Source organism: Halalkalicoccus tibetensis (assembly GCF_037996645.1).
Lineage (GTDB): Archaea > Halobacteriota > Halobacteria > Halobacteriales > Halalkalicoccaceae > Halalkalicoccus > Halalkalicoccus tibetensis.
The window spans coordinates 357,035-371,705 of record NZ_JBBMXV010000002.1 but is presented as its reverse complement, the minus strand read 5'-3'; the positions used below and the strand labels follow the sequence as shown (position 1 = coordinate 371,705).

The 14,671-nt window shown below is 70.3% G+C and carries 20 protein-coding genes; 7 read left to right on the top strand and 13 right to left on the bottom strand.

Annotated elements, in window-relative coordinates:
• Positions 1 to 33: 33 nt before the first annotated feature.
• A complete protein-coding gene (locus tag WOA58_RS07345) occupies positions 34 to 432 on the bottom strand; it encodes a PPOX class F420-dependent oxidoreductase (RefSeq protein ID WP_340603536.1) in 399 nt (132 codons plus the stop codon).
• A 123-nt stretch (positions 433 to 555) separates the two neighbouring features.
• Between WOA58_RS07345 and WOA58_RS07340 the strand changes: the two genes are divergently transcribed.
• From WOA58_RS07340 to WOA58_RS07325, 4 genes are read left to right on the top strand one after another with little or no spacing between them, the layout of a single operon-like run.
• On the top strand, positions 556 to 837 hold the full coding sequence (locus tag WOA58_RS07340) for a winged helix-turn-helix domain-containing protein (protein WP_390220739.1): 282 nt from the start codon (positions 556 to 558) through the stop codon (positions 835 to 837).
• Between the two features lie 30 nt (positions 838 to 867).
• The gene (locus WOA58_RS07335) at positions 868 to 1,614 is read left to right on the top strand and encodes an MBL fold metallo-hydrolase (RefSeq protein WP_340603534.1); all 747 of its coding nucleotides are present in this window, start codon (positions 868 to 870) and stop codon (positions 1,612 to 1,614) included.
• A gap of 36 nt (positions 1,615 to 1,650) precedes the next feature.
• Complete coding sequence (locus tag WOA58_RS07330; RefSeq protein WP_340603533.1) at positions 1,651 to 2,316, top strand: YkgJ family cysteine cluster protein; 666 nt, start codon at positions 1,651 to 1,653, stop codon at positions 2,314 to 2,316.
• Between the two features lie 15 nt (positions 2,317 to 2,331).
• Positions 2,332 to 2,736: a TRAM domain-containing protein gene (locus WOA58_RS07325; RefSeq protein ID WP_340603532.1), complete on the top strand. Its 405-nt coding sequence runs from the start codon at positions 2,332 to 2,334 to the stop codon at positions 2,734 to 2,736.
• Between the two features lie 253 nt (positions 2,737 to 2,989).
• Here the strand turns inward: WOA58_RS07325 and WOA58_RS07320 are convergent, their stop codons facing one another.
• From WOA58_RS07320 to WOA58_RS07310, 3 genes are all read right to left on the bottom strand, one after another.
• Positions 2,990 to 4,690, bottom strand: a complete 1,701-nt coding sequence (locus tag WOA58_RS07320) for a radical SAM protein (protein ID WP_340603531.1) — start codon at positions 4,688 to 4,690, stop codon at positions 2,990 to 2,992.
• 55 nt (positions 4,691 to 4,745) lie between these two features.
• Entirely contained in the window at positions 4,746 to 5,168 is a 423-nt protein-coding gene (locus WOA58_RS07315; RefSeq protein WP_340603530.1) for a universal stress protein, read from the bottom strand.
• Positions 5,169 to 5,237: 69 nt separating this feature from the next.
• A complete protein-coding gene (locus WOA58_RS07310; RefSeq protein WP_340603529.1) occupies positions 5,238 to 5,729 on the bottom strand; it encodes a metallophosphoesterase in 492 nt (163 codons plus the stop codon).
• 73 nt (positions 5,730 to 5,802) lie between these two features.
• Between WOA58_RS07310 and WOA58_RS07305 the strand changes: the two genes are divergently transcribed.
• Positions 5,803 to 5,961: a DUF7559 family protein gene (locus WOA58_RS07305; RefSeq protein ID WP_340603528.1), complete on the top strand. Its 159-nt coding sequence runs from the start codon at positions 5,803 to 5,805 to the stop codon at positions 5,959 to 5,961.
• Positions 5,958 to 6,440 carry an Hsp20/alpha crystallin family protein gene (locus WOA58_RS07300; RefSeq protein WP_340603527.1) on the top strand — a complete coding sequence of 161 codons (483 nt, stop codon included), beginning with the start codon at positions 5,958 to 5,960 and terminating at the stop codon, positions 6,438 to 6,440. Before WOA58_RS07305 ends, WOA58_RS07300 begins: the two co-directional genes overlap by 4 nt.
• Here WOA58_RS07300 and WOA58_RS07295 read toward each other — a convergent pair.
• The 4 genes from WOA58_RS07295 to WOA58_RS07280 all read right to left on the bottom strand — a co-directional run bounded on the left by WOA58_RS07295 (position 6,437) and on the right by WOA58_RS07280 (position 9,537).
• The gene (locus tag WOA58_RS07295) at positions 6,437 to 7,537 is read right to left on the bottom strand and encodes an NAD(P)/FAD-dependent oxidoreductase (protein WP_340603526.1); all 1,101 of its coding nucleotides are present in this window, start codon (positions 7,535 to 7,537) and stop codon (positions 6,437 to 6,439) included. The two genes, WOA58_RS07300 and WOA58_RS07295, sit on opposite strands and share 4 nt — an antisense overlap.
• Positions 7,538 to 7,601: 64 nt before the next feature.
• Entirely contained in the window at positions 7,602 to 8,378 is a 777-nt protein-coding gene (locus tag WOA58_RS07290; RefSeq protein WP_340603748.1) for a DUF7388 family protein, read from the bottom strand.
• Between the two features lie 145 nt (positions 8,379 to 8,523).
• Positions 8,524 to 9,105: an NUDIX hydrolase gene (locus tag WOA58_RS07285; RefSeq protein ID WP_340603525.1), complete on the bottom strand. Its 582-nt coding sequence runs from the start codon at positions 9,103 to 9,105 to the stop codon at positions 8,524 to 8,526.
• A 24-nt stretch (positions 9,106 to 9,129) separates the two neighbouring features.
• The gene (locus WOA58_RS07280) at positions 9,130 to 9,537 is read right to left on the bottom strand and encodes a DUF7109 family protein (protein ID WP_340603524.1); all 408 of its coding nucleotides are present in this window, start codon (positions 9,535 to 9,537) and stop codon (positions 9,130 to 9,132) included.
• 74 nt (positions 9,538 to 9,611) lie between these two features.
• Between WOA58_RS07280 and WOA58_RS07275 the strand changes: the two genes are divergently transcribed.
• The gene (locus tag WOA58_RS07275; RefSeq protein WP_340603523.1) at positions 9,612 to 9,848 is read left to right on the top strand and encodes a hypothetical protein; all 237 of its coding nucleotides are present in this window, start codon (positions 9,612 to 9,614) and stop codon (positions 9,846 to 9,848) included.
• Here WOA58_RS07275 and WOA58_RS07270 read toward each other — a convergent pair.
• The 5 genes from WOA58_RS07270 to WOA58_RS07250 form a co-directional block, all read right to left on the bottom strand.
• Positions 9,845 to 10,936: a glycosyltransferase family protein gene (locus WOA58_RS07270; protein WP_340603522.1), complete on the bottom strand. Its 1,092-nt coding sequence runs from the start codon at positions 10,934 to 10,936 to the stop codon at positions 9,845 to 9,847. The genes WOA58_RS07275 and WOA58_RS07270 overlap by 4 nt on opposite strands.
• 46 nt (positions 10,937 to 10,982) lie before the next feature.
• Positions 10,983 to 12,155, bottom strand: coding sequence for an MFS transporter (locus tag WOA58_RS07265; RefSeq protein WP_340603521.1), 1,173 nt, complete (start codon positions 12,153 to 12,155; stop codon positions 10,983 to 10,985).
• 63 nt (positions 12,156 to 12,218) lie between these two features.
• Positions 12,219 to 13,307, bottom strand: a complete 1,089-nt coding sequence (locus WOA58_RS07260; protein WP_340603520.1) for an aldo/keto reductase — start codon at positions 13,305 to 13,307, stop codon at positions 12,219 to 12,221.
• Positions 13,308 to 13,345: 38 nt separating this feature from the next.
• A complete protein-coding gene (locus tag WOA58_RS07255; protein WP_340603519.1) occupies positions 13,346 to 14,224 on the bottom strand; it encodes an SDR family oxidoreductase in 879 nt (292 codons plus the stop codon).
• Positions 14,224 to 14,652, bottom strand: a complete 429-nt coding sequence (locus WOA58_RS07250; RefSeq protein WP_340603518.1) for a DUF5791 family protein — start codon at positions 14,650 to 14,652, stop codon at positions 14,224 to 14,226. Before WOA58_RS07250 ends, WOA58_RS07255 begins: the two co-directional genes overlap by 1 nt.
• Positions 14,653 to 14,671: the final 19 nt, after the last annotated feature.

Sequence of the window (14,671 nt, the reverse complement as noted above, 5' to 3'; positions counted from 1 at the left end):
CATACTCCGGCCGGGGGATAAAGGCCTACTGGATCACTGGCCCGCCACGACCCGATCCGGGCGGATCTTGACGATCACGCGCTCGGCGTCCTCTCCGTCGTGATACGGGTACTCCTCGACGTCCATGTACCGCCGGGCCAGCGCGTCGATATGCTCGACGGCCCCCTCCGTCGTCACCTCCGCGACCTCCCCGCGGATCGAGAGGTAGGTGTAGGGGTCCTCGGGGTCGAGGAGCGACAGCCCCACCTTCGGGTTCCGCGTCAGGTTGCGTTCCTTCTGGCGCCCGCGGAGGGTGTTGATCAGGACGTGCTCGCCGTCGTAATCCACCCACACCGGCGTCACCTGCGGCGTGCCGTCCTCCATCAGCGTCGCGACGTGGGCGAACGTCTTCCGGCCGAACAGCTCCTCGTACTCCTCCGGTATCTCCTCCATGCCCCGTCGTACGCGCGGGACCCGGGTAAACCGTTCCCTCGGTGTGGTAATTATACTCCTTATGTTATATGGACTGTTTACACAAACATATAGCCAACGTTTACCATGAACCCCTTGCGAGGGATGGGTATGAGTACACGTGCGGATCAGCTGGGTGGGTCCGAGACGGTCCTGTCGGACGAGGAATACCGCGAGCGCCTCGTCGAGCTGCCCCCGAGCGCGAAGCTCGTCGCGAAGGTCCTCGAGACCGACTCGCCGCTCTCGCAGGGCCAGCTCGCCGAGGAGTCGCTGCTGCCCGACCGTACCGTTCGCTACGCGCTGAACCGCCTCGAAGAGTCCGGGATCGTCGACTCGCGCTACAGCTTCCGCGACGCCCGCAAACAGGTCCACTTCCTGCGCCGGTAGCTTCTCGCCGGTCGGGGATCTATCCCCGGCATGGAGCTCCGTCGGTTCCCCGTCCCGGTCGCGACCAGCGCGCCGACCGGCACGACCAACGCCTACCTCGTCGGCGACCTGCTGGTCGACCCCGCCGCGCGCACCGACGCGCTCGACGACGCCGCCGAGCGCGCGACCCACGTCGCGGTCACCCACACCCACCCCGACCACGTCGGGGCCGTCTCGGAGTACGCCGACTCCCGGACCGTCTGGGCGCTCGCGGGCCACGAGGCGCGCTTCGAGGAGGCCACGGGGATCGAACCCGACGAGACCTTCGCCGATGGCGATCGCCTCGCCGGGCTCACGGTCCTCGAGACGCCGGGCCACGCGCCCGACCACGTCGCCCTCTCGACGGGTGAGGCGGCGATCTGTGGCGACCTCGCGATGGCCGAGAGCAGCGTGTTCGTCGGCGGCGAGGGCGCCGATATGACCATCTATCTCGACTCGCTTCGCCGGCTCCGGGAGCTCGACCTCCGGGTCCTCCATCCGGGCCACGGCGAGCCGATCGAGGCTCCGAAAAACCGGCTCGAGGGGCTGACCGAGCACCGCCTGGAGCGAGAGCGCCGGGTCCGGAAAGCGGTCGAGGCCGGGAACCACGAGGTAGAAGCGATCCGCGACGCGGCCTACGAGAAGGATCTCTCGGGAGTCGCGGAGCTCGCCTCGCTGACCGTCGAAGCTCATTTGGAGAAGCTCGCCGCGGAGGGCGAACTCGAGTGGGACGGCGAGCGCGCCCGGGTCCGGGACTGACGACGGCCTTTTGGCTCGCCGGGTCCTCGTCGAGCCATGGAGTCGCTCGAGACCGAACTGGAGCGCGCCCGCGGGCTGGACGTCGGCGGGCTCGCGGACGCCATCGAGTCCATCGGCTTCGAGTGCACCCGGTGTGGTGCGTGCTGTAAGAGCGAGGCCGACGATCCCCACACGGCGACGGTCTTCCCCGACGAGGTCCGGGAGCTGGAGGACGAAGAACGGGACTGGCGTGACGTCGCCCGTCCGATGCCCTACGGGCTCGACGAGGCCGGCGAGGGCCAGACCTTCGAGTGGGCGCTGCAGACCGACGGCTGTGGGGACTGCACGTTCTACGCCGAGGACGAGGACGGGACCGGCGCCTGCACCGTCCACGACGAGCGCCCGCTGATCTGTCGGACCTACCCCTTCAGCGTCGCGCTCGGAGGGACCAGCCAGCCGATGGGCGAGGCAGTGGATGAGGAGGGGATGGTCCGCGCCCACGAGTGCGAGGGGCTGGGCCGCGACATCTCGCGGGCGGAGGCCGAGGAGCTGGCGGCGGCGCTCAAGGAGCGCGCGGTCCGCGAACTGGAGGAGGCGATCGGGGTACGCGAGAACTATCGGCCCGTCGAGGGATCGACGATCGTCCACGACTCGGAGGGCCCGAAACGGCCCGACGGACGCGAGATCGGCGACACTACTATTAGGGGCGACTCCCACGATTAGCGTGGAGATCTCCCCATGCAAATCTCTGATAAACTCCTGTGTCTGTTCAACGCCGAACTCACCGAAACCAACGGCAGCTACACCGTCGAGATCCCCGAAAGCGAGGTCGAGACGGGCTCGCTCGACCCCGGCGAGACCTATCGTGTCGCGCTCATCTCCCGCGAGGAGACCGAACCCGAGGAGAAGAAGGCCAGCAGCAGCCGCCGACCCTCGAGCGAGCCCCAGCCCCCCGTCGAGGAGGGCGAGATCCGCTACGTCGAGATCGAGGACATCGGCAAACAGGGCGACGGCATCGCCCGCGTCGAGCGGGGCTACGTGATCATCGTTCCCGGCGCCGAGATCGGCGAGCAGGTGAAGGTCGAGGTCAGCCAGGTCAAATCGAACTTCGCGGTCGGCGAAGTCATCGACGAATCGGTCTGAGACACGCACGTTTTTCATCGTCGGGTATCCTCGTGCGCCTTCGGCGCACTGCGGGTACCACTCTCTGCTCACGGCAGCGAAGCCGCCGTTCGCATGGTTCGCGGGAGCTCTGCTCCCGCGCTACTCGAAAAACCTGTCCGCGGGGTTTCGGTCCCGCTGACGCCACTGAACGTCGCACAGTGAGCGCACTAAAAACCGCGAGCGAACGGCGTTCGCTCGCGGACCGCCCTACTCCGTTCGGTATATAACCTTCTCAGGCGAACCGCGAGAGGTCCACGCCCGCCTTCTCGCCGGCCTCGCCCGCAGACTCGTAGGGCCGGCCCACGACGATGTCGCCCGCGGTGGACTTCCCGATCCCCGGCACGGCCGTCAGCTCGTTCATCGACGCGCCGTTGACGTCGAGAGGATAGGGCACCCCCGTCACCGAGCGGTAGCCGTGGTCGACGATCGCGACGTCCATCGAGCTTCCCAGTTCGTGCTCGCCGGGCACCCCGATCAGCAGCGAGTAGGTGCCCAGCTGGCGCCCGAACGTCGTCCCCTCCTCGTGGTACTCCATGTGGACGTCCTCGAGCACCGTGCCGGCGGGCGCGACCCGCTTGAGCATCGGGTTGTCGATCTCCTCCCTGACCTCGCGCTTGTAGGGCTTGAACCGCTCCTTGTGCTCGCGGGCGATGTCGGCGCCCGTCTCGGCCATCTCCGTGCCCGCGAACGCCATCACCTGGCGGATGTTGATCCGCCGGACCATCAGCCCCTCGTCATAGACCCGCTGCAGGAACGCCTTGTTGTGCTCGTAGGTCTCCGGGCGCTCGCCCATCAGCCCGTGAACGAGGTTGATTCCAGGTAGGAGCTTCGGGAGACGGTCGCCCGCACCCTCGCCGTGGGACGGCCCCGTACCGGGCTCCTCGCCGGGTCGCCAGCCCCCCTCCTCGTTGACCACCCGCACCGCCTCTAGACACTCCTCGGCACTCACGAGCAGGTTGTTCTCCTCTTGGACGACGGGATCCGCGCTCTCCAGCCCGAACGCCGCGGTGTCGCCCGGCGTGTTGTGCTCGGCGATGATCCGGATCCCCTCGCGCGAGCGCTCGGGGTAGTCGACGATCGTCACCGGGTTCATGTTGTCCAGATGCAGCGTCCCGAGGTCGGGGACGGCCTCCCGGATCCCGCCGTAGAGCTCGCGCAGCGCGTCGGGGTTGGGCGCCTCCCCATCGCCGCCGAACGCGAGGATGTCGGCCTGGCGGCCCAGCCGGAAGTGCCGTGCGCCCCGATCGGCGAGCTGCGAGACCTCGCCGACGACCGACTCGGCGCTGCGGAAGGCGGGGTCGCCGTAGAGCGGCTCGGTACAGAACGAACACCGGTAGGCACACCCACGGGACGTCTCCATCTCGCAGATCAGGTAGTCGGGGTGGTTGGGGTGCTGTTCGATCACGAACGCGCCCTTCCGGCCCCAGCGGTCGATCTCCCGGTTGTCCCGCATCCGACTGTTGAACCCCTCCAACCCCGACTCGACGAGGTCGTAGGCGGCGGCCTCGACGTCGCCCTTCGCGACGAAGTCGTAGTCGAGGTCCTTTCGCTCCGTCTCCTGGGCGCCGGCGTTCTCCTCGCCGACGCCGAACTTCACGGGCCCGCCCATCAGGCTGGTTCCCCGCGAGACCCACGCCAGCTTCTTGACCTCGTCGGGCTCGGCGGGGGTGCCCCCGACGTAGCTCCCTGGAACCGTCATCCCGCCGATGTAGAGCATGAGGTCCGCCTCCTCGACGTCGCGCCATTTCGATCGATCGTCGCGCAGCTCGTCGATCGTGTGGTAGGTGATCTCCTCGCGGGCGACGCCCGCATCGACCAGCGCGCCCGCCGTGTAGCGCGGATACGTCGAGATGTAGGGGGGGACGCCGAAGTGGGCCGGCTCGTCGACGTAGCCGTCGACCAGCGTCACGGAGAGGTCCGCCGGGTCGGTCATACGCGGCGTAGACCCCCGACCGGTAAAACGGATGTGGCTCGTGGCTCGGCCCGTCTCAGCCCACCACCGTCACCGGGACGTCCGCCTGGAGCACGACCGACTGGGTGACGCTCCCGAAGAGGAGCTTGCCCGTCGCCGAGCGTTTTCGCCCCCCGATCACGACCATGTCGACGTCGTGCTCGTCGACGTATTTCAGGATGGTGTCGTCGGGCGCGCCCTCCTCGACGACCGCGACGCAGTCGACGCCGGCCTCGGCCGCCCGGTCGGCGATCTCCCGGGTGACGCGCCGTGCCTCCTCGGCGACGGCCTCCATCGTCGACTCGGCCTTCGTCGGCGCGAGCTGCCGGGTCGCCGCCCTGTCGACCACACAGAGCGCGTGGACCGTCGCGCCGTACGTCCCCGCGAGGTCGAACGCGTGTGGGATCGCCGCCGATGCCTGCTCGCTGCCGTCGGTCGGGACGAGTATGGTCTCGTACATCGTCCTGTAGAGTGTTGTCTATTAACATAACCCCGGCGGGTGAGCCCCCGTGCCCGCCGGGCCGGCGGCTCAGACCTCGCGGAACTCGACGTCCCCGGTCTCGGTGTCGACGATCGCCACCGTCCGGTGCTCGTCGGGCACCGTCGGGAACTGCGCGCCGGGGTTCACTACGAGGGTGTCGCCGACCTCTCGGAGCTCGCGTTCGTGGTGGTGGCCGTAGCAGACGTAGTCGTACTCGCCCGACTCGGCGTAGCCCTCGACTTCCTCCGTCAACTCGCCGTGAAGCACGGCGAAGCGCTTTCCGTCGAACTCGAGCTCGGCGAAGCGGCCGTGGAGCTCGCCATCGAGCTCCTCGAAGCCCGCCTCGAGGCCCGCGACCTCGCCGTCGTTGTTGCCGAGCACGCCGTGAAGCTCGAACCCCTCGAAGAAGGGCAGGACGGGCGGGGCGATGAAGTCGCCACAGTGGATCAGGGTCTCGACCTCCTCCTCGCGGAAGGTCTCGGTCGCGCGCTCGATCGCCGCGACGTTGTCGTGGGTGTCGGAGATGACGCCGATTCGCATGTCGGGGGGTCGGCCGGCGAGCACTTAGAAGCCACCCACGGCATTGATAATCGCGGCGGACCTAGGGAGCTCCATGCCCGCGACCCTCGAAGTCGTCTGTACGGACGACGGCTGCGAACTCGACATGTTCGAGCTCCACTACACCTACGACATGCCCGACGACGTCGGCGTCGGGGACTTCTCGTGTCCCTACTGCGGCGGCGTCGACTGTCTGGAGGCGGTCGAACTATGAAGGTCTGGGAGATCGGCAAGTCGGTCGGCAACCGCGTCGCCGAGAGCGTCGGCCGGGTCTCGAGTCGTGTCCAGGAGTCCCGCCCGCTCGACGCCGACCTGCTCGAGAGCGACGACGCCTACCTCGCGGTCTTCGACGCGCCCGGCGTCTCGGCCGGCGACGTCGAGGTCCGATTCGCCAACGGCGAGGTCCGGGTGCGCCTCGAGCGGTTCCGCGAGTTCCACGAGGGCTTCGAGATGCGCCTGCCGGGCCGCGGGCTCTCGCTCGACGGCCACGTCCGCCTGCCCGAGGACGCCGCGATCGACCCCGAGGCCGCAACCGCGACGCTCAAGGACGACGGCACGCTCCAGGTACGCATCCCGAAGGGCGAGGACGACGCGACGACCGTCACCATCGAGGACGGCGAGACGATCGACACCGCCTCGCCCGACGACGGGTCGACGACCCCCGACGACGAGTCGGTCGGCACCCCCGCCTAGAGCGCCATCCCCTCGACGATCGGGAACGCCTCGTCGCCCGAGAAGCGCGTCGGGTCGAACTGCCCGATCCCCGACCCGCCCCGGAGCTCGCGGGCGATCGTCTCGCCGATCGCCGGCGCGCGCATGAACCCGTGGCCCTGCCAGCCCGTCGCGACGTACAGGTCCTCCGAGAGCCAGCCCAGCAGGGGGTCGCCGTCGGGCGTCGCGGTACAGAGCCCGGCCCAGGAGCGATCGACTGCCACCTCCCGCCCGAACCGCGCTTCGACCCGCGCCGTCGCCGACTCGACGAATGATTTGTCGGCCTCCCGGTCCCACCCGTCGGGATCGCTTTCGACCTCCTCGGTGCCGTCGCCGACGAGCAACCCTCCCGAATCGGGGCGCAGATAGAACCCCTCGGTCGCGTCGTAGGCCATCGGCGTTTCGGCCCCTTCCTCGGTCGTTAGCGCCTGCACCCGGTAGGGCTTCATCGCGAGGTCGTAGCCCGCCTCCCCGACCACTCGCGCGGTGTGTGCACCTGCAGTGACCACGACGGCATCGAAGGGCTCGCTTTCGCCGTCGACCCGGACACTGCCTCCGCCCTCCGTGAGCACCGCTTCCGTCCCCGTTCGGATCTCGACGCCCGCTGAGCGGGCCTTCCCGGCCAGCAGTTCGGCGTAGGTCGCAGGATCGGTCCAGCCCGCGTTCCGGGCGACGGCCGCGACTCCGACGTCGTCGGTTTCCAGATCCGGCGCCAGTTCGACGAGCTCCGCACGACCGACGAGCGCGGCGTCGATTCCGTGATGCTGCATCCGCGGGACCTGCTCGCGGATCGCCCCGCCCCGGTGCTCGTCGCCCGCGTGGGCGAACCAGAGATATGGCGTCTCGTGGAAACGAAAGTCGCCCTCGCCCGAGAGCTCGCGGAAACGTTCGATCGCCCGGCGTCCGATCCGCGCGTCGACGTCCTCGGCGTAGGCGTCGTAGAGCACGCCCGCGGCGCGGCCGGTGCTGCCCGAGCCGACCTCGCCGCGCTCGAACACGACGACGTCCTCGCCGGCCCGCGCGAGGTCGTGGGCGGCCGTGAGCCCGACCGCGCCGGCGCCGACGATCGCGACGCTCATCGGTCCGTTCCTCCTGCTGATCGTCCCATGGCGGCTCGTGTGCGGGCCGGCTACTTGACTCCCGCTACAGGAACTCCCCGATCCCGCGGGCCGGATAGCCGACGACCGTGTCCGCGCCGGCCGCCTTGAGCGACCCGACCTGCTCGCGTACCGCCTCGACATCGCCCACGAGCGCGAAGTCGCCGCTGGCCGCCGAGAGCACCTCGCGGGCCCGTCCCGTCGCCGCCGCGTCCGTCGGCGCGCCCTCGGGCAGCGCGCGGGCGACCGGCCGCCGCCGCGAGACGTAGCCGCCGAGCGCGTCGAGCACTTCGTCGGCGTCGTCCGTCAGCACGGTTGGCGCGTAGACGGCGACCTCCCCCTCGAAGCCGGCGGCCCGCAGCGCCCGGAGGTCGCGCTCAGTCGAGCGCCCCAGCAGCTCGAACTGTGGCGCGCCCGTCGCGAGCGCGAGCCGCTCGACGCCCTCGGTGCCGACCCAGGCGTCGGGGTCGGCCTCGGCGGCCGCGCCGAGCCGCGGCGCGACGGCTCTGGACCGTTCGTCCTCTGTGAGGTAGGCGCCGTGGCCCGCGACGAGCACCCGTTTGGCTCCCTCCGGAAGCTCCGCGAGCAGCGAGTCGTCGCCCAGCGGGTCGAAGCCGTCGGCGCGGACGGGCGTGGTTAGGTAGAGCTCCCTCTCCTCGGCGAGCTCCGCGAGCACGCCTCGCTCGGGGAGGTGGCGTTGCCCCTCGTAGTCGATCACCAGGGAGTCGAAGGGCAGCTCCGTTCCGCGGGAGACGTCGCACTCGGCGGGTTTGAGCGCGGCGGCGTCGAGCCCGGTCGAGCGGACGTCCTCTCCGGCCAGCATCGGTTCCTCGGAGAACTGGCTCACTGTCGGCGCGGAACGCGGGCCCCCGCGCTGGCGGGCGTTCGAACGCGGTTCGACGGTCCTTCGGTCATTGGCCTCCCTACCGCGCTCGGGCGCAAAAGCGTATCGTTCGTACCGTTCGGCGCTATCCGTAGGACTCGGGGTCGAGGCGCTCGGGCGCGCGCCAGTCGGTCGCCAGCTCGAGGAACTGGACGACGATCCGTCCCGTCGCCCCCCAGACGGTGTAGCCGTCGACGTGGAAGTAGTGGATGACGATCTCGCCGTAGTGGGGGTGCTCGCGGCGCTCGAGCTCGTGGTTCGCGTCGTCGATCAGGCCCGCGATCGGCAGGACGGCGATCTCGGCAACCTCGCGGTCGTCGGGCTCGTAGACCCGGTCGGGCACCCTGACGACGAACGGCGTGATCGAGAAATGGGTGACGGTGCGGATGTCGTCGAGCTGGCCAACGAGCTCGACCTCCTCCTCGCGCAGCCCGATCTCCTCGTTGCCCTCCCGCAGCGCGGTCGCGTAGATGTCCTCGTCGACCGTCTCGCGCCCGCCGCCGGGGAAGCTCATCTGGCCGGGGTGATCGGAGAGGTCCTCGGCGCGCTTGGTGAACAGCAGGTGGGGCTGGCCGCCCCGCTCGACGACGGGCACGAGCACCGCCGCCTCGCGCCTCTCGTCCGTGACCCGGCGGGGCTCGTGGCCCCTGACCCGACTGAGGTCCATCGCCCGACCCTACCGGCTCGCGCGTTATAGCCGTTCTTGCTCGCGCTCGCGGACCCCGCTCGCGTCGACCGGCGCCCACGCCTCGAGGTCGTAGCTCACCTCCCGGGCCAGCTCGGGGTCGTCCTCCGCACGGAGCCGTTCGAGCACCCGCTCGCCGACCGCCTCCCGGTCGACCTCCCGCTCGGGGACCTCGAGGATGTGCGGCAGGTCGCCCGCGCCCTCCGGGAGCGTCGGGAAGGCCGCCGGACCCGCCAGGAGCAGCCCATCGTGCTCGACCAGCGCGTAGGCCTCGATCGCCCCCTCGACCCGCTTCTCGGGGCCCGGATCGCGACCCTGTCGGAAGGCCAGTTCGGAACGCGCCTCCCGCAGCTCCTCGCGGGTCAGCGCGCCAAAGAGGTCACAGATCCCCGCGAGCTCGTCGTCGCTGAGCATGGCTCCCCATCGAGGGGCCGACCCCAAGAACCCCTCGGCGCAACGGCTTTCCCGCCGCCCCTCCTTCCGTCGCCATGGACGACACCGCGCTCCTCGAGGCGCTCCGGGAGGTCGACCCCGCTACGACCGAGGGGATCGCCCGCGGCCTCGGGGCGGATCCCGACGCCGTCGACGAACGCCTCTCCGAACTCGAGTCGATCGACCGGGTCGAACGCGACGGGGACGAGTGGCGGATCGCGGGCGACTCGCGCCTCGACTCCAGCGTCGAGCACATGGCCGACCGGCTCGGGAGCGAGGGCGAGCGCCGCTAGAGGGTGTCGAGCGCCCGGTCGCTCGCGCGAACGACGTCGGCCGGTTCCAGCGACGTCCCCGACCAGGCGGGCAGCCGGAGGTCACCCTCCGCGGGGACGATCGCCTCCGCGTAGGTGTCGACCTGCGAGCGCTCGTCCTCCGGGTCGTACTCCAGACCGTTGAACGCGGCGTCGGCGGCGTAACCCCGGACGAACCGCTCGGCGCTCGCGCGGTAGCGTTCGGGGAGGCCGTCGAACTCGGGCTCGATGCCCCGTTCGGCGAGGACCCCGAAGAGCGCGTTCGCGACGTGCTCGCTCATCCCCGCGAGGCCGGTCGCCCCGCCGACCGCCCGGTGGTCGTGCTCGTGGACGCCCAGATCGACCTGGACGCTCCCCTCGAAGCCGGCGAGCTCGAAGGTCTCGCCCAGCACGCCGACCTCGAGGCCCCACGAGGGCTGGAGGCGCAGCTCGCGGGCGAGCTCGGCGGTGAAACCCATCTCGCCGGCCAACGCGTACCGGAAGGCGTCCAGATACTCGAGGACCGGCGCGTCGTGACGATCCCGAAGGGCGGCGACCAGCGGCTCGTAGAACAGCCTGAGCAGCCGGCCGTAGAGCCGCCCGTTCTCGACGCGGGCGTAGTAGCCCTTCGAGAACGCGAAGCCGGACCCCGAGAGCGGCGCCAGCAGCCGGGGGACGTGCGAGGCGTCGTAGCTCTTCACGTCGGCGTCGTGGAGCGCGACGAACTCCTCGCGGGCCGCGAGCCCGAGCCCGAGCCAGACGTCCCGGCCCTTTCCCGCCGGCGCGTCGAGCCCGTGATCGGCGAGCAGTTCCTCCACCTGTGGCGCGTTACACCACAGGAGGGTCAGCGGGAGGTCGAACCCCGCGAGCCAGTCGCGAAACGCCCCGACCCGTTCTGCGGGCGCGCGAAGGGGAACGACCACGCGGGCGGGGTCGACCTCCTCGAGCGCCGCGAGGGTGCGCTCGGGGGCCAGCCCGGCGAGTTCCCGTTCGGTCATCGGGACGACGACGGCCGCACGGTCGACGGGCGCCTCGGGGGTCGGCCCCGTCAGGTCGTGCAGCGTCGCGATCCGTTCCTGGACGTACTCCATCCGTCTCTCTGTTCGTCACTTCGGGCGAGCGGGTAAAAGCGGGCCGTTACGCGTCCGTCGCCGCCGGCAGCCGGCCCGTGGCGCCGAGCAGCGCGAACGCGCCCACGAGGACCGCGAGCGCGAGCGCGAGCCCCTGGAAGACGGCGTCGTAGCCGACCCCGTACTCGACGAGCTCGCCGACGAACCAGCTCCCCAAGGCCTGACCGAACATCATCCCGCCGCTGAAGGTGGCGTAGGCGCCCCCGCGGTGCTCGTCGGGGAACGACGACAGCAGGAACGCGTCGGCCGCGGGGAACATGCTGTGGATCACGTAGCCGATGACCGCGCTGAGGAGGACGATCCCCCACAGTCCATCCGTTACGGTCAGCAGGAGGACGCCCGCGATGAACGACCCGATGATCCCGAAGAGGTACGGCAGCGTCGGCAGCCGGTCGACCAGCTGGCCGCTGATCCAGAAGGCGGGCACGCCGGCGGCGAAGGCCACCGTCAGCAGGTTACGGGCCGTGGCGGGGTCGAACCCGCGGGCGGTCTCCATGTAGGAGGGGTAGAAGTTGAAGATCCCCTGCCAGAGGAAGCTCGCCGCGCCGAAGACGGCGACCCCGATCGCGATCAGGCGCCACTCGCCGCGGATCGCGCCCACGAAGTCCCGGTCGACCCCGCTCGCGGCGGGGAACTCGGTGCGTTTCGCGATCCGATAGAGGATCGCGGTCGCGATCAGCGCCGCGAGCGCGATCAGCGCGAAGACGAGCCGCCAGGAGACCAGCAGCGCGAGGCTCACGAGCGGGGCGGCGATCACGGCCGCGAGCTGGGTCGCGGTGCCGTGGATTCCGAGCATCCGGCCGACCTGCCCCGAGTAGAGCTCGCTGATCAACGGGTTCGCCGAGACGAAGTAGCCGCTCGTGGCGGTGCCGATGAGAAAGGCGCCCAGCGCGAGCGTGACCACGGAGTTCGCGAACGTCGCGAGCAGCGAGGCGCCGGCGAGGGTCGCCCCCGAAAGCAGGACGACCCGGTGGCGCGGGATGACGGTGAGGAGGTAGCCGATCGGGATTCGGGGGAGCGCGCTGCCGGTCCAGACGAGGGTAACGACCAGCCCGATGGTCCCGGGGCCCACCGAAAAGGCGGCCTGCAGGGGCTCGACCAGCGGCGCGTAGACGACGCGCACGAGGTTGATGAGGAACGCCATCGAGCACAGCGAGACGAACAGGCGGGTCGTGGCCACTACCGCACCCGAGACGCGGGCGGGCCCCAACGTTTTCGGAACGCGCCGGGGTTGCCGCGTCCCCTACTCGAACACCCGGTCGAACGCCTCCGCGCCCATCGGGTCGAACCGACAGGCGTCGAGGTTCTCGCGGACGTGTTCTCTACTACTCGCCCCGACGAGCGCGCTCGTCACCCCCGGCGCGCTGCGCGCGAAGTTGATCGCCTTCCCCGCCGATGACTCGCCCTCCAGGCGCTCCGCGACCGACTCGGGCAGTCCCTCCGCGAGCCGGCCCTGTCCGATGCTCGCGCTCGCGAAGGCGTTCAGCCCCGCCTTCTGGGCGAACCAGAGCGCGCTTTCGGCCCCTTCCGCCCCCTCGTGGGCCTCGACGGTGAACCCGTCGGCCATGTGGACGTTGAACGGCAGCTGTATCGCCCGGAGGTGCGTCGCGGTGTTGCCCGCCTCCTTCGCCGCCGCCCGCGCCCGCGAGGCGACCTCGGGCAGCGAGAGGTGGTTCGCGTGCTCGGGATGCACCCGGAAGGCGTCCCAGGTCGCCACGCCGTAATACCTGAGATCGCCCGCCGCGACGCGCTCCTCGAGTCGGGTGAACGTCTCCTCGAGCCGGTCGTAGACCGCCTTCCGGGAGCGCTCCTCCAGCTGGGCCTCGGGGTTGTGGACGTAGTAGAGATCGATCGCCCCCAGATCGAGGTTGTCGAGGGAGCGATCGAGCTGGTTCTCGATGAACCCGGGCGCGATGCAGTGGCTGCCCCGGACCAGCTCCTCGCGGGGGACGATCCCCGGCTCGACGTACTCCTCGCGGACGTACTCGCCCGGGTCTGCGGGTCGCTCGCCGTCGAAGGGGAGGAAGCCGCCCTTGGTCGCGACGAGCACCTCCTCGCGCTCGACGTCGGCCTCGGCGAGGGCCCGTCCCACCACTCGCTCGCTTCGCTGATGGCGGTAGTTGATCGCGGTGTCGAGGACGTTACAGCCGTTCTCCAGGGCCGTCGTGATCGATTCTTCGTACTCGTCGTCGACCACGTCGGTCGGCTCGCCCAGGTAGGTGCCGATCCCCAAACTGGAGACGACGCCGTCGCCGAAGCGCCTGAAGTAGGTCCGGCCGAACTCGTCGCCGAAGCGGTCCCGGTAGGCCCAGGTGCCGTCTGCGGTCGCCATGGGGAGAGTACCGCCCCGGACGGGATATACTGTCGGCCCTACCGGCTCGGGTAGGCCTTCACCGCCTCGCGATACCCCTCCCGGAAGGTCGGGTACGAGAACTCGTAACCCAGCTCGCGGAGCCTCTCGTTCGAACAGCGCTTGCTCGTGAGGATCCGCCGGCGGGCGGGCTCCGAGAGGTCGTCGTCGGCCAGCCGTTCCTCCTTGGTCTCCTTGGGCGGCTCGGGCAGGCCGCACTGCTCGGCGAGCCAGTCGGCGAACCCCCACTTGCCGACGGGCTCGTCGTCGACGGCCAGTACGGTCTCGCCGCGCGCGAGGTCCTCCTCGAGGAGGTAGCGCACGACCCCGGCGGCGTCGTCGCGGTGGATCATGTTCAGGTAGCCCTCGGTCACGGGTCGCTCCAGATACCGCTCCAGTCGGTACCTGTCGGGCCCGTACAGCCCCGCAAACCGCACGACGGTGCCCGTGACGGGCGAGTCGAGGGCCACCTCCTCGGCCTCTCGCAGTACGCGGGTCTTCTCGGTGGTCGGCTCCGTCGGGGTGGCCTCGTCGACCCAGTCGCCGCCGTGATCGCCGTAGACGCCGGTGCTAGAGGTGTAGACCAGGCGGTCGGGCGGGTCGGCGCGGCCCGCGAACTGTTCGATGGCGGTCCGAAGCCCCTCGACGTAGATCCCGCGGGCGGCCTCGGCGCCCCGACCCCCCGAGCTCGCGGCGAAGACGATCGCGTCGACGTCGGGCACCCGCGAGAGCGCCTCGCTGTCGGTGACGTCCGCCCGCATCGCCTCGAAGCCCGCGTCCTCGATCGCCTCACAGCCCTCCGACGATCGGCGGACCCCGATCGGCTCGTGGCCGCGTGCGAGGAGCTGGCGGCCGAGCTCGATTCCCACGTAGCCACAGCCCAGGATGGCGACCCGCATCAGCGCTTTCGCTCCCCGATGAACTGGTGGATCTCGGCGTACTCCGCGAGCGTCATCGGCGCGCGACCCTCGACGCGCTGGTGGACCTCCTTGCCCGAGAGGTCGCTATCGAGGTTCGCCGCGATGGTGTCGACGTCGAGCACGGCGGTGGTCATACCCAGCAGAAGACGGTCCTCGACCTCCGCACGGACGATCTCGGCGTCGGGCTCGTCCTCGGAGAGCGCGAGGATACCGCAAGCCTCCTCGACGGTGAGCTCGGGCGACTCGCCCGCCGCGAGCGCCGCCAGGGTGTCCTCGTCGATCCCCGTCTCCTCAGCTGCGTGCTCGACGCCGACCTCATCGATCACGCCGGCGAGTTCCGCCTCGTACTGTTCTCTGAGGTCCTCGGGGCTCTCGGCCTCGCTCCCGTCGAGATCGCGATAGAGCATACCCGGGCTACGGGGCCGG